This window comes from Limibacter armeniacum (assembly GCF_036880985.1).
GTDB lineage: Bacteria > Bacteroidota > Bacteroidia > Cytophagales > Flammeovirgaceae > Limibacter > Limibacter armeniacum.
On record NZ_JBAJNO010000008.1, the window covers coordinates 2,740,441 to 2,763,439 of the forward strand.

The 22,999-nt window shown below is 39.0% G+C and carries 20 protein-coding genes; 12 read left to right on the forward strand and 8 right to left on the reverse strand.

Annotated elements, in window-relative coordinates; genetic code table 11:
• Positions 1–20: 20 nt before the first annotated feature.
• The 3 genes from coaBC to V6R21_RS17145 form a co-directional block, all read right to left on the reverse strand.
• Complete coding sequence (gene coaBC, locus V6R21_RS17135) at positions 21–1,229, reverse strand: bifunctional phosphopantothenoylcysteine decarboxylase/phosphopantothenate--cysteine ligase CoaBC (RefSeq protein ID WP_334244856.1); 1,209 nt, start codon at positions 1,227–1,229, stop codon at positions 21–23.
• A 138-nt stretch (positions 1,230–1,367) separates the two neighbouring features.
• Entirely contained in the window at positions 1,368–1,676 is a 309-nt protein-coding gene (locus V6R21_RS17140; protein ID WP_334244857.1) for a DNA-directed RNA polymerase subunit omega, read from the reverse strand.
• A gap of 129 nt (positions 1,677–1,805) precedes the next feature.
• Positions 1,806–2,612, reverse strand: a complete 807-nt coding sequence (locus tag V6R21_RS17145) for an outer membrane protein assembly factor BamD (RefSeq protein WP_334244858.1) — start codon at positions 2,610–2,612, stop codon at positions 1,806–1,808.
• A gap of 428 nt (positions 2,613–3,040) precedes the next feature.
• On the opposite strand from V6R21_RS17145, the gene V6R21_RS17150 reads away from it, so the two are divergent.
• The 3 genes from V6R21_RS17150 to V6R21_RS17160 all read left to right on the forward strand — a co-directional run bounded on the left by V6R21_RS17150 (position 3,041) and on the right by V6R21_RS17160 (position 7,908).
• Positions 3,041–5,299, forward strand: coding sequence for a muramidase family protein (locus V6R21_RS17150; protein WP_334244859.1), 2,259 nt, complete (start codon positions 3,041–3,043; stop codon positions 5,297–5,299).
• A gap of 476 nt (positions 5,300–5,775) precedes the next feature.
• Complete coding sequence (locus tag V6R21_RS17155) at positions 5,776–6,918, forward strand: acyl-CoA dehydrogenase (RefSeq protein WP_334244860.1); 1,143 nt, start codon at positions 5,776–5,778, stop codon at positions 6,916–6,918.
• A gap of 246 nt (positions 6,919–7,164) precedes the next feature.
• Positions 7,165–7,908, forward strand: a complete 744-nt coding sequence (locus V6R21_RS17160) for a class I SAM-dependent methyltransferase (RefSeq protein WP_334244861.1) — start codon at positions 7,165–7,167, stop codon at positions 7,906–7,908.
• A 114-nt stretch (positions 7,909–8,022) separates the two neighbouring features.
• Here V6R21_RS17160 and V6R21_RS17165 read toward each other — a convergent pair whose 3' ends face one another.
• Positions 8,023–8,469 (reverse strand): DinB family protein, encoded by a 447-nt coding sequence (locus V6R21_RS17165; protein WP_334244862.1) that lies wholly within the window; start codon positions 8,467–8,469, stop codon positions 8,023–8,025.
• A gap of 445 nt (positions 8,470–8,914) precedes the next feature.
• On the opposite strand from V6R21_RS17165, the gene V6R21_RS17170 reads away from it, so the two are divergent.
• The 5 genes from V6R21_RS17170 (at position 8,915) to V6R21_RS17190 (ending at position 15,082) form a co-directional block, all read left to right on the forward strand.
• Complete coding sequence (locus V6R21_RS17170; RefSeq protein WP_334244863.1) at positions 8,915–9,595, forward strand: hypothetical protein; 681 nt, start codon at positions 8,915–8,917, stop codon at positions 9,593–9,595.
• A 70-nt stretch (positions 9,596–9,665) separates the two neighbouring features.
• Positions 9,666–10,274, forward strand: coding sequence for a hypothetical protein (locus tag V6R21_RS17175; protein ID WP_334244864.1), 609 nt, complete (start codon positions 9,666–9,668; stop codon positions 10,272–10,274).
• Between the two features lie 202 nt (positions 10,275–10,476).
• A complete protein-coding gene (locus V6R21_RS17180) occupies positions 10,477–11,301 on the forward strand; it encodes a hypothetical protein (RefSeq protein WP_334244865.1) in 825 nt (274 codons plus the stop codon).
• Positions 11,302–11,347: 46 nt separating this feature from the next.
• The gene (locus V6R21_RS17185) at positions 11,348–13,948 is read left to right on the forward strand and encodes a leucine-rich repeat domain-containing protein (RefSeq protein ID WP_334244866.1); all 2,601 of its coding nucleotides are present in this window, start codon (positions 11,348–11,350) and stop codon (positions 13,946–13,948) included.
• Between the two features lie 240 nt (positions 13,949–14,188).
• Positions 14,189–15,082, forward strand: coding sequence for an alpha/beta fold hydrolase (locus V6R21_RS17190; protein ID WP_334244867.1), 894 nt, complete (start codon positions 14,189–14,191; stop codon positions 15,080–15,082).
• Between the two features lie 26 nt (positions 15,083–15,108).
• Here V6R21_RS17190 and V6R21_RS17195 read toward each other — a convergent pair whose 3' ends face one another.
• Positions 15,109–15,807, reverse strand: coding sequence for an FkbM family methyltransferase (locus V6R21_RS17195; RefSeq protein WP_334244868.1), 699 nt, complete (start codon positions 15,805–15,807; stop codon positions 15,109–15,111).
• A gap of 439 nt (positions 15,808–16,246) precedes the next feature.
• Between V6R21_RS17195 and V6R21_RS17200 the strand changes: the two genes are divergently transcribed.
• Together V6R21_RS17200 and hisI are read left to right on the forward strand one after the other, a co-directional pair.
• Positions 16,247–16,723, forward strand: coding sequence for a hypothetical protein (locus tag V6R21_RS17200; RefSeq protein WP_334244869.1), 477 nt, complete (start codon positions 16,247–16,249; stop codon positions 16,721–16,723).
• 74 nt (positions 16,724–16,797) lie between these two features.
• Complete coding sequence (hisI, locus tag V6R21_RS17205) at positions 16,798–17,196, forward strand: phosphoribosyl-AMP cyclohydrolase (protein ID WP_334244870.1); 399 nt, start codon at positions 16,798–16,800, stop codon at positions 17,194–17,196.
• A 62-nt stretch (positions 17,197–17,258) separates the two neighbouring features.
• Here hisI and V6R21_RS17210 read toward each other — a convergent pair whose 3' ends face one another.
• Positions 17,259–17,852, reverse strand: a complete 594-nt coding sequence (locus V6R21_RS17210; RefSeq protein WP_334244871.1) for a hypothetical protein — start codon at positions 17,850–17,852, stop codon at positions 17,259–17,261.
• Between the two features lie 349 nt (positions 17,853–18,201).
• Here V6R21_RS17210 and V6R21_RS17215 point away from each other — a divergent pair, with 349 nt between their 5' ends.
• Together V6R21_RS17215 and V6R21_RS17220 are read left to right on the forward strand one after the other, a co-directional pair.
• Positions 18,202–18,624 (forward strand): VOC family protein, encoded by a 423-nt coding sequence (locus V6R21_RS17215; protein ID WP_334244872.1) that lies wholly within the window; start codon positions 18,202–18,204, stop codon positions 18,622–18,624.
• Positions 18,625–18,951: 327 nt separating this feature from the next.
• Entirely contained in the window at positions 18,952–21,423 is a 2,472-nt protein-coding gene (locus V6R21_RS17220) for a DUF5916 domain-containing protein (RefSeq protein WP_334244873.1), read from the forward strand.
• A 71-nt stretch (positions 21,424–21,494) separates the two neighbouring features.
• Here V6R21_RS17220 and map read toward each other — a convergent pair whose 3' ends face one another.
• Together map and V6R21_RS17230 are read right to left on the reverse strand one after the other, a co-directional pair.
• Positions 21,495–22,259 carry a type I methionyl aminopeptidase gene (gene map, locus V6R21_RS17225; protein ID WP_334244874.1) on the reverse strand — a complete coding sequence of 255 codons (765 nt, stop codon included), beginning with the start codon at positions 22,257–22,259 and terminating at the stop codon, positions 21,495–21,497.
• Positions 22,260–22,314: 55 nt separating this feature from the next.
• Positions 22,315–22,863 carry a GNAT family N-acetyltransferase gene (locus V6R21_RS17230; RefSeq protein ID WP_334244875.1) on the reverse strand — a complete coding sequence of 183 codons (549 nt, stop codon included), beginning with the start codon at positions 22,861–22,863 and terminating at the stop codon, positions 22,315–22,317.
• Between the last annotated feature and the right edge of the window lie 136 nt (positions 22,864–22,999).

Genomic DNA, 22,999 nt, shown 5'->3' on the forward strand with positions numbered 1-22,999 from the left:
AGTTTAGTTTTATCTGATTCTTAAACCTCTTGAAGTTTTTTCAACAAGTAAGCTACAATATCTTCCGCCACTTCCCTTTTGGACTTAAGCGGGAATGTCGTCGCACCCTGTTCATCAAATATGGTAATTTGGTTTGTATCATGTCCAAACCCAGCACCTTTGTTTTGCAATGAGTTCAGAACTACAAAGTCCAGATTTTTCTTATGCAATTTTTTAATTGCGTTCTCCTGCTCATTATTGGTTTCCAAAGCAAAACCAACAGTCATTTGTCCAGACTTTTTGAGTTTTCCCATTTCAAAGGCAATGTCATGTGTTTTGACCATCTCAATATTCATGTCATTACCCTCTTTCTTGATCTTGACATCCGATTTATACTTTGGTGTATAATCAGCCACAGCTGCTGTAAAAACGGCAATATCTACCTTATCAAATTCATTGGCAGTTGCCTTATACATTTCTTCCGCTGTATTGACAGGAATGATTTTTATGCCTCCTTCTGCCTCAACGTCAACAGGACCACTTACTATTGTAACATCTGCTCCCTGCTTTAGAAAAGCAGCTGCCAAAGAGTAGCCCATTTTTCCGCTGGATGCATTGGTCATATACCTTACAGGATCGATATACTCTCTTGTAGGTCCTGCTGTCAATAGCACTTTCTTCCCACTTAATGGCTTATCTTCACTAGTCAGAAACTGTTCCATAGCAGCTACGATATGCTCAGGCTCTGCCATTCTACCTTTTCCAGTCAGTCCACTTGCCAACTCACCTTCCTCAGCGTCGATAATATGGTTACCATACTCCTGTAACAGTACCAGGTTACGCATCGTTGAAGGATGTGCATACATATCAAGATCCATTGCAGGACATACAAATACGGGACACCTAGCAGACAGGTATGTTGCCAATAGTAAGTTATCACATATTCCACCTGCCATTTTGCCCAAGGTATTTGCACTTGCAGGTGCAATCAGCATCAGGTCAGCCCACATCCCCAACTCTACATGGTTGTTCCATTCTCCTGTTTTGCCTTTCGTAAAATCAGAAAGCACAGGCCTTTCAGATAGGGTTGAAAGTGTAAGTGGTGTGATAAATTCTTTGGAAGCGTCTGTCATCAGCAGTTGAACTTCTGCCCCTTGCTTTTTCAGCAACCTTGTTAGATGTGCAATTTTATAGGCTGCGATACTTGCCGTAACGCCAATCAGTATTTTCTTGTTCTTCAGTATGCTCATTCCCGTTCGCTCATTCAAAATCCAATATTGCGCCAATATAATTGTACGAAATATAGATGAACTAGAAGTTTAGACAAAAAAAAACTTCCGAAACCATTCAATGGATTCGGAAGCTGTTCGAGTTGCTGATACAAAGAATTAAAATTCTTGATCAGTACCTTTTGTGAAATACACCTTACCTTCGATAAACTCCTCAGTTGCCAGAGTAGTAGGCTTCGGCATTCTTTCGTAGAACTTAGAAATTTCGATCTGCTCTCTGTTCTCGTGAATTTCTTCCAGATTGTCTACTGTTGTTGCAAACTCTGAAAGCTTTGCTGTAAGCTCTTCTTTCAGGTTAGTAGAAATCTGTCTGGCTCTTTTAGAAATAATCACCAGCGACTCGTAAATGTTATCAGTTTCTTGAGTCAAGTCCGAGAAGTCTCTCGTAATAATAGATGATTTTGACATTATGCTTTATTTGTTATGACGATATCAAATCAAAGTGGAATCGAACTGCTAAACTACAACTTTTTTAAAAAAGTTTCCAAATTTATCTAGCATCATTCACTAACTGCTGTTACACTTAATAAGCTAAACTTATCGAACAGAAGCAGTTATTCTATCCAATTCTTTTGTGGCAGCATCACTAATTTTTGAAGCTGTCTTGAAATATTCTGAATCTGGGTACTTACTTGAAAACTTCTTGTAAGTAATCAGTGCTGTCTCAAAACGCTCTTGTTGTTTGGAAGGAATACTGATTTTTGCCAGTTCAAACTCTGCTTCCAACTTCTTGAACATTGCCTGCTCTTTCAGCTCAGAATCCGGATAATCCTTCATAAAGTTATCCAATGCTACAGATGCTGCTTTGTATCTTCTCAGCTGTGCATACTGCATTGCATTTTCAAAAGCCTTCTTCTCCAGTTTCTGACGCAATTCCAAAATAATTCTGTTTGCTTCAGGAGCGTACTCACTAGCAGGGTATCTGTTCAGGAAGTCCTGCATCTCGCCAATCGCATCATTGGTATTGGACTGATCAAGGTTGTATCTTGGTGTATCCTTATAAAGCGAGTATGCTGACATATAAAGTGCTTCTTCTGCATAAGGGCTTCTGTTGTAAGTATTAAAGAAGCTCTTAAAGTAATGGTTTGCCAGCAAGTACTGACTCTGATAGAAATGACAGTATGCATAGTAGAACTGCAACTGCTCAGACTCAGCTGCACCCACAAAGGCAGGCATCACATCTTCAAACAACAACCCTGCTCGATAGTAATCTTTTTCTTCATAATAGGCTACAGCAGCTTCATACTTTTCTTTCGGATCAGTACTTTTCATTACTTTAGAAAAGTTGCTACACGCCCCCAGTATCAGGCCAAGTAATATTGGCAATAATATTCTTCTCAGCATAGGTTCAAAAACTATATCCTGCTTGTTAATCGATTTTCTGCCAGAATTTACACAATTCAATGACCTCACTGACAGTTTTTAAAAAATTTAGCACTTGAAGCTCCTCAAATGAATAACTTCCTTAAAAATGCGTTCTAAGATTGCGAATTTGTCTAAAAAATACGAATTATCTAATTTTTTAAATGTATTTTAACAGATTACACACTCGCTATTTAAAAGTACACAGAGGCTGTTTCACCAAAGCTGGTTACTGCTTCTCATTAGGTTTATTAAAGAAAAAAAACACCAATTTTCATGTAATTAATTCATATAAAATACAATAATTTTATACTTTCAATATAACAGTGCCTTACATAGAAAAGTGACTACTTTGATCTGTTGTAATGCCACTTGGTCAATTTCCTGAAAACTAATTCCCAAACTTAGACATGCGTCATATTGTACAACCAGGGGACACACTGTATAGCATCGCAAAAAAATATAATCTTTCAACCAACGAACTGCTATCTATTAATGGCTTGAAGCCGACTTCTGTATTACAGATCGGGCAATCGCTTTTTGTTTCCCAAGCCAATGCAACTCCTGAAGGGCAAAGTGCTGTAGAATACACTGTACAAAGTGGTGATACACTTTACGCCATTGGTAAAAAATTCAATATTCCTCCCCAAGAAATTCTACGGATCAATGGACTATCAACCAACTCTGGAATCTATGTAGGTCAAAAACTGAAGGTTTCTTCCAACAGCAGTAATTCTGTTGTACATGAGGACAATCCCAATATGAAACAGATTCGGTACTATACCGTACAGGCTGGAGACTCATTATTCAAAATAGCCAAACAGTTTGGCACAACGCCTGAAGAAATCCTTGGGCTTAATAATATGAGTCCACAGGCCACTATATATATAGGGCAACAACTAAAAGTAGCAGAAATGCCTGCCAACACACCACCAGTATCATCTCCTTCGCTAGCTGTAGAGGATTATACAGTACAAGCTGGTGACTCATTATATTTAATTGCACAAAATTTCAATACAACACCTGCTGACTTGCTTTCCATGAATGGACTTCCTGTCAATGCATCCATTTATGTAGGACAAATACTTAAAGTACCTACTAGAAGCAAGTCCAATGGAAATACATCTATTCCTGATTCAAAATCCCCAGCCGACACCAAATATAGGGTTCATACAGTAAGTCCAGGTGAATGGTTAGCCAAAATAGCCAAGGATTACAGTGTACAACCTGAGGATATCGTAAGACTGAATAGCATCAGGGGCAACAATATTTATATAGGTCAAAAGCTGATGATTCCATTTAGCTCTACACCTAATCCTCCATCCCATCTTCAAGGGAATACAAAAGTTATCGCTCAAAACAGGGAAATTCTTAGCCTTGAAAAGGTTGACGGTAAACTGGCAATTGGCAAAGGACTTTTGGGCAGGATTGCTGCTGATACTAATATACATGCAGAAGATCTAGAAAAAGTACAGCTTAGATTGATGCAATTGGGCTTTTTAGCAGAGGACCATGATGAAAACCCCTACAGACTTCAGCAGCAAACCGGTGGCGACATTTGGGGTAAAAACATACCTCAAACCATTTCCGCTATTAGAAAGCTTCAGGATAGATACCGCCTCAACTGGTGGGTAGCCAACACTCAACGTTGTGAGATGCTAGGCACCAACCGTTTTACTGCTGGCGTCATTGACAATGGAGACATCACCTTTAAGTTCCTCAGAGAATTTACCGAGTATGAACTCTCCTTCCCCCACCCTATTACAGGACAAACCATTACAATCAATTTCAATAACTTTGTCAGAAGTGGCTACAATGTTTATTATCACGGAGTTGGTTTTCATGGTAACTCATCAGCTGAAAGCGTTCCGTTGTCTACCTTCTTGGAACTGGGACTGGATGAGAACCTAGCCATGGCCATGCGTTACATTTCACAACATGAAGGAAACTTTGACGCAATCAACACTTACGACAAAGCTATATTCTCGTATGGGTTCATCCAGTTTGCAGGAGGAGGTCGTGGTTTTGGACCATTGATGGCTAGAATGAAAGTAAGAGAGCCTGAGCTTTTCAAGATGTACTTCCAAGACTTAGGCATTGATGTCACCTACACGACCCGAAATGGAGATATCCATAAAGGGGAACTTCAACTGGTGGACATTCACGCTAGTCAAGGACAGTTTGAAGTATCAGGTGAGGATGCTGAAAAGGCATTGAGAGCAGACCCACAACTATACGGAGCCTTTATGAGAGCAGCTTACCACCCTGCCTTTATAAAATGTCAGATCGAACAGGCAATCCGAGCATACGTAGTGCCTGCACTTGGCATCAAGCTCAACCTTAATATTGGAGGTCAGCAATATACTGATGTACCAATTACTGAAATAATCAACTCACCGATGGGCCTTGGCTTTGCCATTGACATGACAGTCAACAAATGGATTACCAAAACAGGGCAACTTTTTGAAGGTGCCATCCAAATGGTAGCCAATGAAAGTGGCTTGTATTCTTTCGATCAACTGAAGTCAATTGACGAGAAACTGGTGATACAAAGCATCATTGATAATAATGGAGATGACCAAAGAATTGTGACCCGAGGAGGCAATATGCTGAACAGTGAGCTGGCAGCAACCAAGCGTCAGAATGGCGGCTTAGGACTTCTTACGTAAACACTACACCTCTATTATTTCGAATAAACTCACAAAACCGTCAAACTAACCATTTGACGGTTTTTTTTCTCCCATAAGTCATTTTTACAGAATATTCCCTCAAATTATTTTTTTGTGCTATTCAAATATAGTTTGTACTTTTCGAGGGAGAATTTACGTGATCACTACACTTAACATCATATTTGATAGCAATATCACCTGACAGGTTGAAATTGTTATATAGATATAGGTGGTAGGAAATTACTACACAAACGACTTAATACAACAACAGAATTATAAGGAAGAAATGGGATTTCTGAAGGTAGTGATGTGCCTGAAGAAAAAAACAAGGTTTTACTTGATGCAAACGACCAAACTCAAAAGAAATCAATGTATTAATCATCGTTTCTGAAATGGCTTTCAAATTGTCATTCACAGAATCTAACTAACCTTGACCAATACACAACTTCCTAAAACACATAAAAAACAACAACACTATGAACTTTCAACTTACAGAAGAACAACTGGCTGTAAAAGAGGCTGCCAGAGATTTCGCTCAAACTGAACTTTTGCCAGGAGTTATTGAGAGAGACAATGCTCAGAAATTCCCAGCCGAACTGGCTGCCAAAATGGGAGAAATGGGCTTCATGGGCATGATGGTAGACCCTAAATATGGTGGAGGCGGAATGGATAGCGTTTCTTACGTTTTAGCCATGGAAGAAATCTCCAAAGTTGATGCTTCTGCTTCAGTAATGATGTCAGTAAACAATTCGCTTGTTTGCTGGGGTCTGGAGAAATATGGCACAGAAGAACAAAAGCAAAAATACCTGACAAAACTATCAACAGGCGAACTTATTGGCGCATTCTGTCTTTCAGAGCCTGAAGCTGGTAGTGATGCAACATCTCAGCGTACAACTGCTGAAGATATGGGTAGCTTTTACCTGCTAAATGGTAACAAGAACTGGATCACCAACGGTGAAAGAGCTTCTGTATACTTGGTAATGGCACAAACCGACCGTGAAAAAGGACACAAAGGTATCAACTGCCTAATTGTGGAAAAAGGCATGGAAGGTTTTGTAGTAGGTAAAAAAGAGGACAAGATGGGTATCAGAGGTTCTGATACACACTCACTGAACTTCAATGATGTAAAAGTTCCTAAAGAAAACCGTATTGGCGAAGATGGCTTCGGATTCAAGTTTGCCATGAACACATTGAACGGTGGACGTATCGGTATTGCAGCTCAGGCATTGGGTATTGCAGCAGGTGCAGTGGAATTAGCTGTTCAGTACTCTAAAGAAAGAAAATCATTCGGCAAGCCTATCCACCAGCACCAAGGCATCGCGTTTAAGTTAGCTGAAATGGCAACAAAAGTGGAAGCTGCCAGAAACTTGGTGTACCGTGCTGCATGGATGAAAGACGAAGGAATGGACTACACACAAGCCGCTGCGATGGCAAAACTGTATGCTTCTGAAGTTGCAATGGAGGTTTCTACCGAAGCAGTTCAGGTACATGGCGGTTATGGTTTTGTAAAAGAGTACCACGTAGAAAGGCTGATGCGTGATGCAAAAATCACACAGATCTATGAGGGTACTTCAGAGATTCAGAAAATCGTTATCTCAAGAACTCTTACAAAAGACTAGTCAATTGAGGGCTTTATAGCTATTTGCAATAACTTATCACACAGAAGCACTTTAGGGAAGCAATTTCCTGAAGTGCTTTTTTTATTTTACCTCTCTCCTATCCTAACTATGTTTTGTACCAATTTTTACTTGCATAAACTATTGATAACAAGATTTTAGTCAAATAATATCATATTACTATATAAAGTATTCGTACATTCTTATGAATAGTTATAAATTTCACCTGTTACACAATTCAAACGATATATGAAAGACTACTTTTCTAGACAAGCTTCAATCTATGCCAAATTCCGACCAACCTATCCAGATGCACTTTATGACGAAATTGTAAAGCATGTGGATGACAAAGGGGTAGCGTGGGATTGTGGCACAGGCAACGGACAGGTTGCACAAGGGCTTGCCAAGCACTTCAACAGCGTTTATGCCACAGACATAAGCTTGGACCAACTCTCACATGCTATTTATAACAGGAAGGTACAGTACCTCCAATTCCCTGCTGAAGAAACGCCTTTTGCTGACGATACATTTGACTTGATAACTGCAGGTCAGGCATTGCACTGGTTTGACATTGAAAAGTATTATGAGGAAGTAAAACGTGTGGGCAAAGACAATTCACTGTTCGCTTGTTGGGGGTATAACTTCCCGATAGCTCAAAATGAAGAAATTCAGCAGCTGCTAACAGAATTCACCAACACACTTCACGAATATTTCCCACCCGAAAGACAAATGGTTGATGAAAAGTATGAAACCATTCCTTTCCCATTTGAGGAAATCAAAGTATCAGAGAGCTTTCAGATCGAAAAGAAATGGATGACTGAAGAACTTTGCGGGTATCTCAACTCATGGTCAGCAGTACAACGATATAAGGATCAGCATAAGGAAAACCCTGTTGATAAACTATATGAACAGCTTGAGTCTTCAGAAACAGCAACGGCAACTGTCTCATTGGTGTTCCCTATTTTTATTAGAATAGGAAAGATTAAAAAATAGCTAAAAAAACATACAGGTGAGTATTTCAAAAACTCAAAAGCACTTTAAAAGAGAGTCCTCTATCCTCCCTTTTAAAGTGCTTTTTTTGCCTAAGAATCAGATTGTCAAACCTGACTAATCATTATCTGGAAATATCTGTTTGAGGTGGTGCTCCATATGCACTAAGTAGTCATCCATAATCCACTCAAGCGTTACGGTATCCCCATCTACAACACAAGCTGAGGTCAGTTGTTCATTTGGCATTTTTTCCCAAATCATAATGACCTGTTGGTTTACAGACCTAAAATATTGAACCAGTAACACTTCATCCCAACTTTGGTAATTGTTTAGTTCAACCCACTTATCCTGCTCATACTTGATAAGCTGATAGTTGTCCTGAATTTGTGCACGGATAAACCGCTGAATATTGTTTTGAGCAGAGTCTACCAAATGCCCCACAATTTCCTTTTTAGACCATTTTGATGGAGATGTTTTTTGTTCCATCTCTTCTTCCTCCATCATGGAAAGTCTGATTGTGTAATTATCAAGAAGGTCTGCAAGTTTCTGAGATTGTCTTTTCATGGATTATAGTAAGATTAAATTGCCACAAGGAAACATCTATGACCGTCAATGTAGCAAATCCTATGCAAAAAAGTTAAGTCTCTCAAAGGTTAGTAATTTTTCAATGTCATGTCCATGTTGCTTCAAACATTGTCATTAACAAGTATAACCAAAACAAGATTTGTAAAATTGGTAGCAAATAACGACCGCCAGTGAGAATTATTAACAGCGCTTTACATCAATTGGAGCATTTTAAGAATATTTAAGAGCACTAATTCTGTTTTCTACACAAACTTTGTTGAATACAATTGTTCGATTGGTTTATTTCACGTTCGGAAGATTGAATTGTCTGATTTGAAGTATTTAATTAGGCTAGTGATTCATATCCTACATTCAATCAGCTCAGTCTGGGCGTGTTTATAGCTTATGACATAATTTTTTATCAAAACGATAACACAAGGAATTTATGAAACGATTGACGATCAACAGATTGCTTATCTTGGTTACTGCATTCACAATGGCATTTGGCTTTACAGGTTGTAAAAGCAAAAAGAAGCTAGCTGAAGAGCAGGCAAGAAAAGAGATGCTAGAAAAAACAGCCAATGCTAAAGCTACCCTTAATGAAATTTTGAACAAGAGCTACGCTTCTCTTGATGAACTGGAAGCTGATGAGCAAAAACTGCGTGACATCAAAGGCATGAACCTGCTGGATGAGGAGGCGCTGACTCTGATTGCACAAGTAGAAGATAAACTAAGTGCTGACCGCAAAGCTTTGGAAGAAAAAGAAGCTGCTGAAGCTGCCAAAAGAGCTGAAGAAGAGCGTCTGGCTAAAATTCGTGAGCAAATGGCCAGCAAAGAGAACCAAGACATCAACGGTTACCTTGACAGAATCCTTGGTGCTGGAAATACACCACAGGCAAACAACATGATCAATGATGCCTTGAAACTGTTTGCTTCACCAGAAGCACCTGTTCTGATCGAAATCTACAACGATGGTGACATTGTTGACTATGATAAGCCAACAACGGCGCAAAAATACCTTCACTACCTGAAAGACGTTAAGCGTAAGCCAGATGCAGTGAAAGAATTCAAGAAAAACGATGCAGGCAAGATCACTGAACTTGTACTTACAAAGATCAAGTACTAATTCAATCAAATTGGACTAACAAATAGCTAATCGATCTTAAATACATTAGCATCATCACAATACTAGATTTATGAAACGATATACATCATTTTTCCTACTGATTTTTACCTTGCTGTTCACATCACAGGTTTGGGCTCAAGAAACTGAGCTGAACGAGGAGCCTCCGATTCCGCCTGCAAGAAAAGCAGCGATCGACTCTCTGGCGATGGAAAAAGTAAGGGACTTAAGTAAATACATCAGCAAAGTTGGTAACAAACAAACATCATTTTCTGAAGCCAATCGTGTAATCGAACGTGCATTGGAACTGTTTATGGATGACGCTCAGATCGGTGTATCTTCACTGAACCGTGAAAAAATCCAATACTACACGGTAAGAAAATACTTGGAGCACCTGAACAGACTCAACTACCAGAAAGTAGAAATCGAGTGGTTTGACATCCAATACATCTCTGACCTTGAAAAGCAGCCTGACGGTAGGTATGTTGGGGTTATCACCATTTACCAAAGCTTTAAGGGTACAACCAAGGACGGCATGGTGTACAAAGACATCACAAAGAAAGATATTACTGTTTACGTTGAGCGCAAACAAACTCAGATCGGCGGTCGTACAATCGGCTTCTGGGATGTATTGCTAGGTGATATCAGGGTAGCAGAAACTTCAAAAAATAACCGTGGTTAATACGGAAAAATGACAAGTAGTTCTTATGTTCACACCCGAACAACCAAGCGCTTGTCAAAAATCAAGGTTCCACTTCTCCTACTGAAGGATTGGTGGAACCTTTATTGCATTGAAAGGGGAAACAAGGTCTTTGTTCTGGCTTCCAGCATTAGACCTGAAATTAAGCCAAACGACTGAACACGACTCATAATTTACTTGACACATGAAAAAATTAATCACTTATATCCTTCTGCTATTACCGTTAGCTTCACAAGCCCAAACCATTGGCAATTACCTAGGCGATGAGTCGCTGATGTATGCTGAAACAAAACAGGTCAACCAGTTTTTGAGACGGTTCAATAATGAGGAGGATAAAGCAGGCAATAAATATTCCCCGAACAGTCAGGAGTACCGTTCCAATGAGATGAGACCTCAGTATATTCGCTTGCTGTTTGATGCGCAGAACCCAAGTATCTCAGCAGCAACAAAAGAGGCTTTCATCAAAGATGTAACGGCTCCAAATAATACCAAATACCTCGAATTCCATAATGGTGACTGGTTTGCAGAAGTTGTTGCTGAATTCAAATGGAAAGGCAGACCTGCAAAAGCCAACCTTTTCCTTAAGCTGGAAAAAGATGGCCCCGGTTATAAATGGGTAATTAGCGGTTGCTACTTTGAAGAGTTCAGCAGACTCTTCCAAAAAAATAATGATGGTGTATCTAAGTTCCTGCACCCGATGAGCCATGAGCTTGATTTCATGAACCTTATCAAGGTGTTTAATGACAAAGGACACTTAACGGATTATGCCGAAAAAGACTTTCAGCCCGACTACCTGACGCTGCTGATTTATGAACTCAAGCAAAACAACTTGAAGTTCGAAACCATCAGCAAGGTCAACTTCCACTTCTTCCAGATAGATGGATGGTATTTTGAGCTTTCGGAATTTAACCGTGCAAGCTACAACTCGGGTTGGCTGATTTCCAGCATGACTAAGCTGGCTCCCAATGACAAAAAGATTTTGTTAGACTACATAATAAACAAGGAGTAAGAAAACTGTTTTTAGAGACAGCTACTTGCGACACAATTGTACTGATATGAATGTGAGTAAATACTTTTTGGTGCTAACAGTTTTGGCTGCCTTGTTTGGCTCCACACGCAGTATGGCACAGTACGAAGGACCACAACTTTCTGGTGAAGAAGTGGAACAATACAAGGAAGAAGCCACATTTCTGGTGCGCTACCTTGAAGGAACCCTCAATGAACTGGGGAACCCTTCTGTAACGCCTGCAGAAAAAGGCATCATCATACAGAATTCGTACAGCAAGCTTTTCAGGGATGATAAGGTTCAGATTGAAGACGACCTTGACCCAAACCGTGAAGCAATCAATAACAAGGATGTTCAGGCTTACCTGAAAGACATCGAATTTTTCTTCGATAGCGCACATTTTGAGTTCATCATTGGTGACATCTCCCATAGTGTTGCAGATAATGGAGAACTTTACTTTACAGTGGAGCTAACCCGTAAGCTTTTTGCTGAATCTATCAAAGGTGAGCAGATTGACGATACTAAAGAGCGCTTTGTTGAGATTAACCTTGATGAGATCAACAGGGTGCTGAAAATTGCGAGCATCTATACGACCAAACTGAGCCAGAAAGAGGAAATGGCTCAATGGTGGAGCAAAGTTCCTATGGACTGGAAACATATCTTTGCCAATGGTGCTACACTGACAGATTCAACACCGATGGAAAACGTTGCTCGAATCAGTGAAGAGGAAATGGTGATGTATGACAGTACAACACGCCCGTTGGACGCTTCGATCTTTGGTAGAATTGAACAGATCAGAAATCTGGAAACGTTGGATGTATCCAATTTTGACTCGCTTGCAGACCTGTCTCCACTTTCTAAACTGAAAAAACTTCGCAGCTTAAATCTGGCAACTATTCAGGCTACAGACCTGATGCCACTAAGAAGTTTGACAAAACTGGAAGAACTGCATATTGACAGTACTCAGATTAGCGATTTAACACCTCTTAGATACCTGACAAACCTAAAGTTCGTAAGTGCGGAATACACTCCGCTTCGTGACTTGTCAGCTGTAGCCAACTTTACAGCACTTGAGAGGCTGAATATTTCACATACACTTGTAACCAACTTCTCTCCACTGAGAGAGTTGAAGTCACTGAAGACATTAAAGGCAGACAATACGCCATTGATTGACCTTCAGCCACTTTCAACTTCAACTGAGCTACAAGTATTGGATGTTGCTTATTCCAATGTAACATCACTTGATGGACTTCAACAATTGAAGAAACTCGAAAGGGTGAACATTAGTGGAACGTCTGTTGAAGACCTGTCACCATTGAAGAATGCTACACTGTTAAAGATTCTATTTGCTGACCAGTCTTCAATTCTTGACCTGACACCACTGAAAGATGCCAAAAAACTGGAGAGAATCTATTGCGACAATTCCAATGTTTCTCAAGGCATTGCTGTAGCATATATGCAAGTAAATCCAACAGCATTGGTGATCTACGATTCAGAGCAACTTCGTAACTGGTGGTCTGGTCTGAGCCAAGAGTGGAAAAGCTATTTTGTAAGTGCAGCAAAACTGCACGGTGAGCCTAACAAGGAAGAGCTGCAGCAAATTGCCAATATTACAGAAGTAAATATTGAAGGTAATCAGGCTATCACTTCATTGGATCCGCTTACCAACTTGGTAAACCTGAGAGTATTGGTTGCAAGCGGTACTAACATCAGTGACCTTACTCCTATATCAAGACTTTTACCATTGGAAAGCCTTCAGGTTTCTGACACAAAGGTGAGCTCGCTTCAGCCTATTTCAGGTCTTGTAAACCTGAGAACACTGGAAGCTGTCAATACACAAATCAGTGACCTGACACCACTTTCTAAGTTGTACCACTTGCAGATTCTAAACCTGCAAGGCACTAAAGTCTATCACTTAACGGCATTGAATCCATTGTCATCACTGGTTTATATGAATTGTGAGCAGACACCAATGGATCAGTCAGCAATTATGACTTTCAACCGAAACCATGCATCTACGGAAATTATATTCCGTACTGGTGAGCTACAGCTTTGGTGGACTGAGCTTCCTGAAGAATGGAAAGAAGTATTTAAAGGATATGTCCCTGCCAATGGAACTCCAAGTGATCAGAACCTCCACAAAATTGGCGCTTTGACAAGTATCAATGTTTCAGGCAACAAAGACCTGAAAACATTGGAGCCTCTTAAAAAGCTATTTATGCTACAAGAGCTTCAAATGTCAAATACAAGGATCAACAGCATTGAACCTTTATCAGGAAACAGTACGCTAGAAGTTCTGGCTTGTGACAATACTCCTGTTGAGAATCTTTCGCCAATTGGTAACATCCAAACGCTTAAGAAGCTTGACTTCTCCAACTCACTTGTAGAGGATATCGACTTCCTTGAGAACCTCTATGCACTGGAAGAACTAAGAATGTCTGGAAACGAAAACGTTAAGGACTTGAAACCGCTATCTGACCATAAAGCTTTGAAAATTCTTGACTGTTCCAACACGAACATCAAGCATCTGAAATACTTGGAAAATGCAGATAACCTGAAAAACCTGAAGTGTTACAAAACACGCTTAAACAGCAAGAAGGTTGCTCAGTTCAAGCAAAGAGTTCCTCAATGTGAGGTAGACTACTATTAGTCATCAGACAATCACCATAAAAGCACTTGAAGGATTACTTCAAGTGCTTTTTTTATGCGCTACACCAAGTATAGTATTTGAAAAGTTCACTTCAATCTTTAAATATTCATTGATTTTAAGCGAGTAATCGACTATCATTGTTAACACCTCAATAAAAACAGAGTACTGACCACCTAAGTCGGTTCACTTACTGAAACCAATTGAGACACCTTTCAAATACATATTGCTTGCTTCAAATACATGGAACCTCAACAGTGGAAAGCTACTGGTAGCTTTTTTCATTACAATGGACATCAGGTTTTCTTCAAAAAAGAAGGAACAGGAGAACCGCTTTTACTTATTCATGGCTTTCCGACAGCCTCGTGGGACTGGCACAAACTGTGGCATTCATTAAGCCAACAGTTTCAGGTAATCACAGTAGACCTATTGGGCTATGGTTTTTCAGACAAACCAAAAAACTATCCCTACAGCCTAAAAGACCAAGCTGACCTTATTGAATCTTTTATGAAAGAGCTTAAGCTTGGGCATACCCATATCTTGGCACATGATTACGGAGATACAGTAGCCCAAGAGTTACTGGCGAGACAGAAAGAGCAGAAGTGTTCGTTTGAAATAAAATCCGTTTGCTTTCTGAATGGCGGAATGTTTCCAGAAACAACCAAACCAAGAAAAATTCAGAAACTCCTGACAAGTAAAATCGGTCCAATCATCGCCCCTTTCCTAAACAAAAGAAGGTTAAGCAAAAACTTTCATGAAATCTTCGGTCCGGACACCAAACCAACTATACAAGAGATCAATCACTATTGGGAGTTGATTACATACAATAAAGGAAAGTATGTAATCCCCTACTTGAGCAGGTATCAGTTAGAGCGTAAAAAGTTTCGAAACAGATGGGTGGAATATGCTCTGACAGGACACAAAACACCAATTTGTATGATCAATGGCATCCATGATCCTATTTCAGGGATAAATATAGCAAGCCGATTCAAGGAAGTTACTGAAGATGCGGAAGTCTATTTACTGGAAGGAATTGGACATTATCCTCAGATGGAGGCGCCAGAAAAAGTCCTTAGTCACTATTATAGCTGGCTAAAAGCCTTTTCTAAAAAGGAAGATGAACTATATCAGAAGTAATCATTTACACTTCTGATATAGTATCATTATTTTATCAAGTCTCTACGTATAAATGAGACTTCTTCAAATGAATCTGAAACCGCAAAAATATCATAACCTGCTTCACTAAGCTTTTGTACAGCTTTCTTTGAGCATTCGATCCCTTTATCAAAGAATCGGTCATGGAATTCGATCAAAATTTGATCAATTTCAACTGGAGAACTCAGAATGGAATCAATGACTTTGTACTCAAACCCTTCAATATCCATTTTGAGTACATCTATTTTCTGATGTCCTAATGATTCGGTAATATCAACCAATGACTTGAGCAATACCGAAACCTTTTTGCTGCTGTCTACATCTGAATGTACCACAGCGCTGCCAGAAACATAGTCAGGGTTCTTCGGTAAATTGAAATCGACATATCCGGTTTTATTGGCAATTCCAAAGTCAAAAAAGGTAAACCCATCAGGAAGTACTTGTTCACTTACCCATTGGATAGACTTTGGTGTTGGGTCAAACCCAAATACCTGACAGCCGTACCGTTCAATCATGGTCCTGTCAAATGAGATATCCAGTCCTATACCAAAAGAGTAAACGATGGCATTTTCCCCTAAAATCTCATCACACACATAAAACCCTCCATAATCATTTCCATACCATGAATACTTACACTTCACTTTAGGGGAGAGGTGCCAAATACCTTTCTTTGACTTAAAATAAAAGCGCTTCAGTTCTTTAATCATAATAGTTTTAGTAGCAATAGGTTTATCCAATATGACCTCCAACCTACAATAAATACGCCATTACTCTTAATTGGTCATATATAAAAATGAAAATAATCATCTATAACTACACTGATAAAAACCACTATTCTACTCTCCAATATTCAAGGTAAAACAACCCATTGCCTTGTTTTCGAAAAAACCGCAACAGAAAAGGCTAAAGCTCCTTTATGATTCTATCTAAAATATGGATATTTACAGATTGGAATTGTATTCAAATATCTTGTACCAATTAAGAAAGCAATGGTTTCTTAATTTGTATCCAAAAACAAATGTGTATAATTGCGGTTACTCTTTTAGCAATAAAAACAGCTCTCCCAAACTAATCAGGGCTTCTCGATTTTGTGAGGTCGCTGTTTAACACAACAAACTGTACTTAAACGATCAATTAGACTGGCTGATGAATCAATTTTTTTCTGAAAAAGAAATCAAAGTATTGCAAAGCATAACAGGCTCAACCATTTCCCATGTCCTGTACCATGTTTGGACGAATGTTTCCAAACCAAGCGAAATATTCGAAAGCCTCGACTGGCTTGAGCTTCGTTTTGAAGACCAGAGCCGAATCATACTTACGGCAGGAGAAGAAAGTGATGGAATTAAAATCGCTGAAATCAACATGGTTGATGAAATAGAACGTGTCAAGGAACAGTTTGGTGGGCAGATTGAGATACGCAGTTACCTGATGAATGAGATGGAGATTTGGAAACCTGCCATTGGCAATCCGATTAGAGAGGTTTCTTTTCATCAGGTTCGGAAAGAGAAAGTTATGAACGATGAGATTACTCTGAAGTTCGAAGGGGAAGAAGACCATCAGTTAATGATCAGTTTAAGCTCAGAAGAAGGGCTTCTTGTTGAATTACACGAGGATGATATTTAAATTCCCTACTATTAATAAACTAAATTCCTAGTCGTATAAAACCGCACCCCGCGAGCGAATCAAATTGAATAAAAATGGATATAGAAGTTACACTCGACCTAAAACTACAATTTGAAAAAAGAGGTGGACTATTGCCTGCCGTTGTTCAAGACACAGACACTCAAAAAGTCTTGATGCTTGGTTATGTGAATGAAGAAGCTATTACGCAAAGTATCAAAACAGGTTATGCTACTTTTTACAGCACATCTAGACAAGAGCTTTGGACAAAAGGCAAAACGTCAGGAGACCTTTTAGCTGTGACTGAAATTTTGGTGGATTGTGATCAGGATGCAGTCCTGATGAAAGTAAGGACTTTGGGTGAGGGTGCATGCCATACCAAAAACAAGGAAGGCAAACATCGGGAATCTTGCTTTTACCGCAAATTGACAGACATTGAGAGAAAACGCCTATCAGTAGTTGAAGGTGAAGAATAAAATAGTCAGCCTCTATCCGTTAATGGTAGAGGCTTTTTTATTAATCCATATTACACATTGTTCTAGAATTGGTAAGATACACCAGCATTGACTACGCCTTTATAGCCGTACCCCAATTCAAGAAAACCACCAAAGGCTTTTCCAAACCTAAAGCCAAGTGCATTAATCTGAAAGTTAAAATAGCGATCATCGCTATCCGCTATATCAGATGAACTTCCATCATACTTATCATCCTGAAAGGTAAAACCCACTCCTATACCTGAATACATCTGAAAAGCCTCACGCGAAATGTACCGGTAATCAGATTCTATTCCCACTGTGTAATAACCATATTTCGCTTCCCCTGCATCGCTCCCATTTACCTTGACATCCTCTTTCACCTGTTGGTAGACAAAAGCTAATCCGAGCACCCACCTGTCTACAATGGTATACCTATACCCCAGGTATACGGCACCAAATGTACTTGTATTACTATAATTCACATTACCTACTGATGTTCCAGTAACAATCAAGTTGGAGATATCATTTAGCAAATCATTTGAGGTAAGCCCACCAATCCCTATAACAAATTCACTTGTTCCTTTTTCCTGAGCAATTGCCGAAAAGTTGGCACACAAAAGCATGACAATCGACATAATGATCCATTTAAATTTCATAGCAGTAATGTTTATTGGTATGTTAGTAGAATGAATAATTGAGAGTTAAAATCATTTTAACAAAACAGCAAATATTATGGAAAGATTCACTCATATAACAAACCACTATTCTATTCCAAAAATCAATTATCTTGGATCTAAATAAGTTCAAGGAAGATAAAAACCTTCTTTCACAACTTTATAAATGTACTATCACCAAGAGTGATTCATTTAAAATTCAACTATTTCTCACTCCAACAACAAAGTATTTTATTTTAAAAAAATGACTCAAAAACTTCAAAACCATCTACATTAAAAACTTATTGTTTTTTAATTAGATTACAGTCAATAAGTTTATAACCCCCAACACATGAGACAAAAAATAAATATTATAACACTCGGAGTCACAAACCTGGAAAAGTCACTTGATTTTTATGAAAAAGGATTAGGCTGGAAAAGATCAGAAGCAAGTCAAGGCGACATTGTTTTCTTTCAGTTAGGTGGGATAGTCTTAGCATTATACCCAAAAGAAAAGCTAGCAGAAGATGTCACCGTTCCATCCAATGGAAATGGCTTCTCGGGAATCACAATCGCCTACAATACCAAATCAGAACTAGAAGTGGATGAAGTATTAAAAGAAGTGGAAATGCTAGGAGCTAAAATCATTAAACCTGCCCAAAAAGTATTCTGGGGAGGGTACAGTGGCTACTTCAGTGACCCTGATGGTCACTTGTTTGAAGTTGCCTACAACCCATTTGTTGCGTTTGACGAAAATGACAACCTAAAACTGTAATCACCGAAAAAGCCTTTACCACCAAGATGGTAAAGGCTCAACTTATACATAGCTTTTTTACCGATACACTACTCTCCTATCTCTCCACTATTGTTAATGACGAAAGTCTACTTTTCAAACATTTTTTAATTTTTGTATAATTTTTCACTTTTTTGTGCAACTAATTAACAGGTCAATTGTCTTTAGAGGGAAATCAGACAGTAACAGTCTACTACTACCAAAAGAACCAATGTAAAACTGCCCTTAAGGCAATCACATATACAAACTAAGCCAGATCAGCTATCCTGACTGGCAATTTCTATTACTAGTGTCAACTATATTACAACCATGAGAAAATTTGCTCAGCAACTGTTCATTGCAGTTGCACTACTACTTCACTTGCCAATTCTTGCTCAAGATGTTTCATTGGAGCATCAGACATTTAAAACTTCTAGAACTGCTTCAGCCCCACAGATTGATGGGTTGTTAGGTGATGATACTTGGAAAAATGACCCTTCTGCTTTTGAAGGCAAGTTTGTACAGACCTCTCCTGACAACGGTAAAGCGTCAGCATTTCCTACAAAGGTTCAAATCAGGTATGATGACTATGCAATCTATGTTGCAGCCAAAATGTATGATTCACAACCTGACAGCATCCAAAGAGAAATGGGGTTCAGGGATTCAGGAAAAAACAATGCTGACATATTCGCCATTGCCTTAGATACCTACAACAAGCAACAGAATGCATTTCTTTTTATGGTTTCTGCCTCAGGTGCTCAAACTGATATTTACATCACACCTAACAATGAGGATGAAAACTGGAATGCCGTTTGGAAAAGTGCTGTAACAATAGTGGATGATGGATGGATTGTTGAGATGGAAATCCCCTATATGGCATTGCGTTTTCCGAAAAAGGAGGTACAAACTTGGGGGCTCACACTTCACCGTGTTATCAAACGAACAAACGAAGAATCTTTTTGGAATTACCTTGATCCGAATGTGGAAGGAGTTGTAAACCAGTTTGGCACCTTGGAAGGTATTGAAGGCATCAAACCCCCTCTCCGACTTTCTCTATCGCCATATGTGTCGGGATACTACAACATAGATGAGGAGAATGATATTTCAGAATTTACAGGCACTGCGGGTATGGACCTCAAATGGGGTTTGAATGAAAGCTTCACACTTGACATGACACTGATTCCTGATTTTGGTCAGGTAAGGGCAGACAACCAGATTCTTAATCTTTCAGCATTTGAAATACAATTTGATGAAAACCGATCTTTCTTTACCGAAGGCACCGAGCTATTCGACAGAGGCAATATGTTCTATTCAAGAAGGGTTGGAAAAACTTTCGGCGATATTGACCTCAATGACAATGAGGAAACCAGCTCTGCTCCTGGTGAAGCTCCTCTGATCAATGCTACCAAATTAAGTGGCAGAACCAGTAAAGGATTAGGAATTGGAGTCTTCAATGCTATAACTGACAAAACTTTCGCTACGGTTAAGGATACACTGACTGGAGAAACAAGGGAAGTATTGGTTGATCCACTTACCAATTTCAACGCTTTGGTACTGGAGCAGAACCTGAAAAATAACTCGAACATCGGTTTTATGAATACCAATGTTTATAGGGGAAAAGATGGAAAGATGGCCAATGTCTCAAGGGTCGATTTCCGTTTCTTTGATAAGGAAAACACCTACAGCATCAAAGGTAACTTGGATATCACACATATTCGGGACGGTGACAATGAGACTAAGACAGGTTACAATGCCTTCTTGAATGGAGGAAAAGTAAGTGGAAAGTACCAGTATGTTGGCTGGCTCAATATTGAATCTGACAAATACGACCCTAACGATATGGGCTTCCTGAGAAGCAATAACGAAATCAACTTGGGTGGACGCTTCACTTACAGTAAACAAGAGCCTTTTTCCATTTTCAATAATATGCGAATCAATACAGGAATGGAAAGAACCGTGCTTTACAAACCTAGAGTATTTACCAATATGTATGGGTGGGTAAACTTCTATACACAATTCAAAAACTTCTGGGAGCTGGAAGCATGGGGCGAAGGCATTCCTGTTGATTCTTACGATTACTTTAACCCTAGAGCTGATTTTGAGTATTTCTACCTTAGAAGACCTTCCTATAATGTAGGAACATGGTTTTCTTCAGACAGAAGAAAAAAGCTTGCTGTATCCGGTCATGCATGGATATGGTCTAGACCATCGCTTGATCAGTTTGACAACGGCTTCAACATAGAACCAAGAATGCGTTTCAGTAATCAGTTTTCGACCTCATTTGAGTTGAATTACAATAAAATCAGAAAAGAACAAGGGTTTGTAGATCATGTCAGAGATGATGACGACAACCTTCAGGAAGTTATATACGGTGTGCGTAACAGACATGAATTCACCAATAGTCTAAAAGCCAACTATGCCTTTACCAATAAGATGGGATTAAACCTGAGATTGCGTCACTACTGGGGAAATGTCCGCTATGACTCCTACCACAAACTGAATAAGGAAGGAACGTTGGAAGACACCTCATTCCAAGGTTTCAATGACGATGGCAGTTCTGACTACAACACCAATTTCAATGCATTCAATATGGAGCTGACCTTCAGTTGGGAGTTTGCACCATCAAGTTTCCTGACTGCTGTATGGAAAAACCAAATCTATACAGACGATAATAATGTGGATATTAGCTTTATGGAGAATCTGGACAATACACTTTCGTCCTACCAGCTAAATAGTTTCTCAGTCAAGATGATTTACTTCCTTGACTTTCAGCAAGCGAAAAGAATGATCAAAAAGGGATAAATAAAAAGGGCATTCCTGATTGGAATGCCCTTTTTGGTATCTAGTGTTATTCCGATTATTAGTCAAATAACTCAATCCCAAATCCCATTTGAAGCTGTAAGAATTACAGGCGCTTGATCAGTCACCAAGATAGTTTGCTCATGCTGTGTTACAAAGCCTCCTCTGTTACCTACCAAAGTCCAGCCATCATTTAGTTCAACTGCAATAGTAGATTTGGTTGAAATAAAAGTCTCTACTGCCACTGTTGTGTTTTTTCTAAACCTTTCCCTGTTGGTACGTACCCTATAGTTCAATATATTTTCAGGACTTTCGTGAAGACTTCTACCAACCCCGTGTCCTGCTAAATTTTTAATTACTTTAAACCCTCTCTTTTTAGCCTCAGATTCAATAATATGTCCAATATCTGCAATCTTGACACCTCCTTTTATACTGTAAATGGCTTTCTTCAATATTTTCTTCGAGGCATCAACCAGTGGCTGATGGTTATGAATATCCTCTCCGATTACGAACGAACAACCATTATCAGCCCAAAAGCCATTTAGTTCTGCAGAAACATCAACATTGATTAAGTCACCCTCTTTCAGAATTTTCTTATCAGAAGGAATGCCATGAGCTGCTTCTTCATTGACACTGATACAGGTATAACCGGGAAATTTGTATGTTTCATATGGTGCCGACTTTGCACCATAACTTTTCAAGATTTCACCTCCATACTCATCCAATTCTTTTGTGGACATCCCAACTTTGGCATATTCCCTCATTAACCTTAGTGTTGTACCTACAACCTCACTGACCTCTTGCATTCCTACAAGTTCAAATTCTTTTGATATTGACATATTATGCTATTGATCGTTTATTTATCTCAATTGGAGAGATTCCAATTCAGTTATTTCAACTCCAGTCCCATCCTATTATATTCCATTCATCCGTCTCATCCTTAAAGGTCTTGATTACTTTAAAACCAACCTTCTCATGAGCTTTCATTGACCTTTGGTTACTGTATGAGACCTCTGTTAAACACAGATCATATAAACCCGAAAACACCTCTTTATGTTTCGAATACATTGCTCTAAATACGCCTTTCCCTTTATGTGAATCAGCTACACAAACTTGCCCCATCACGTAATAATTGTATTGACTTAGCTTCTTTCCTTGATAATCTACTATTTCAAAAGTATCAAACATTGGAACCAGTATCGGCACCTTCTCACTTAACTCTTTGACCATAGTCAGTGCATATCCTACTACCTTTCCATCCTCAACAGCAATAACATGTTTTGCCTTGTTATTCATTTCCTTAAGTAACTCTAGGTTATGCATAACTGTCACAAACCCTTTCACCTTCATATCATCACTTGAAATATAATCAAGGTGATTCTGCTTTTGTACCTCAAGTATTTGTAAAAGCTCACTGTCTGAGTCTGCCAACTTTATTTCCATTTTAGATCAAGATTTCGATATAGTAAATGCTTTTAGCGTAAAGGCTTTTCCCTTCCATTTTTTACATTAATGCCATTCTAAAAGAATTAAAACCTTATTATTTAGTCCTCTAAACTAAGAAAGTCAGGTTATTATA

Coding starts and splice junctions, on each gene's coding strand:
- coaBC (WP_334244856.1), bottom strand. CDS start 1,229: ATGAGCATACTGAAGAACAAGAAAATACTGATTGGCGTTACGGCAAGT.
- V6R21_RS17140 (WP_334244857.1), bottom strand. CDS start 1,676: ATGTCAAAATCATCTATTATTACGAGAGACTTCTCGGACTTGACTCAA.
- V6R21_RS17145 (WP_334244858.1), bottom strand. CDS start 2,612: ATGCTGAGAAGAATATTATTGCCAATATTACTTGGCCTGATACTGGGG.
- V6R21_RS17150 (WP_334244859.1), top strand. CDS start 3,041: ATGCGTCATATTGTACAACCAGGGGACACACTGTATAGCATCGCAAAA.
- V6R21_RS17155 (WP_334244860.1), top strand. CDS start 5,776: ATGAACTTTCAACTTACAGAAGAACAACTGGCTGTAAAAGAGGCTGCC.
- V6R21_RS17160 (WP_334244861.1), top strand. CDS start 7,165: ATGAAAGACTACTTTTCTAGACAAGCTTCAATCTATGCCAAATTCCGA.
- V6R21_RS17165 (WP_334244862.1), bottom strand. CDS start 8,469: ATGAAAAGACAATCTCAGAAACTTGCAGACCTTCTTGATAATTACACA.
- V6R21_RS17170 (WP_334244863.1), top strand. CDS start 8,915: ATGAAACGATTGACGATCAACAGATTGCTTATCTTGGTTACTGCATTC.
- V6R21_RS17175 (WP_334244864.1), top strand. CDS start 9,666: ATGAAACGATATACATCATTTTTCCTACTGATTTTTACCTTGCTGTTC.
- V6R21_RS17180 (WP_334244865.1), top strand. CDS start 10,477: ATGAAAAAATTAATCACTTATATCCTTCTGCTATTACCGTTAGCTTCA.
- V6R21_RS17185 (WP_334244866.1), top strand. CDS start 11,348: ATGAATGTGAGTAAATACTTTTTGGTGCTAACAGTTTTGGCTGCCTTG.
- V6R21_RS17190 (WP_334244867.1), top strand. CDS start 14,189: ATGGAACCTCAACAGTGGAAAGCTACTGGTAGCTTTTTTCATTACAAT.
- V6R21_RS17195 (WP_334244868.1), bottom strand. CDS start 15,807: ATGATTAAAGAACTGAAGCGCTTTTATTTTAAGTCAAAGAAAGGTATT.
- V6R21_RS17200 (WP_334244869.1), top strand. CDS start 16,247: ATGAATCAATTTTTTTCTGAAAAAGAAATCAAAGTATTGCAAAGCATA.
- hisI (WP_334244870.1), top strand. CDS start 16,798: ATGGATATAGAAGTTACACTCGACCTAAAACTACAATTTGAAAAAAGA.
- V6R21_RS17210 (WP_334244871.1), bottom strand. CDS start 17,852: ATGAAATTTAAATGGATCATTATGTCGATTGTCATGCTTTTGTGTGCC.
- V6R21_RS17215 (WP_334244872.1), top strand. CDS start 18,202: ATGAGACAAAAAATAAATATTATAACACTCGGAGTCACAAACCTGGAA.
- V6R21_RS17220 (WP_334244873.1), top strand. CDS start 18,952: ATGAGAAAATTTGCTCAGCAACTGTTCATTGCAGTTGCACTACTACTT.
- map (WP_334244874.1), bottom strand. CDS start 22,259: ATGTCAATATCAAAAGAATTTGAACTTGTAGGAATGCAAGAGGTCAGT.
- V6R21_RS17230 (WP_334244875.1), bottom strand. CDS start 22,863: ATGGAAATAAAGTTGGCAGACTCAGACAGTGAGCTTTTACAAATACTT.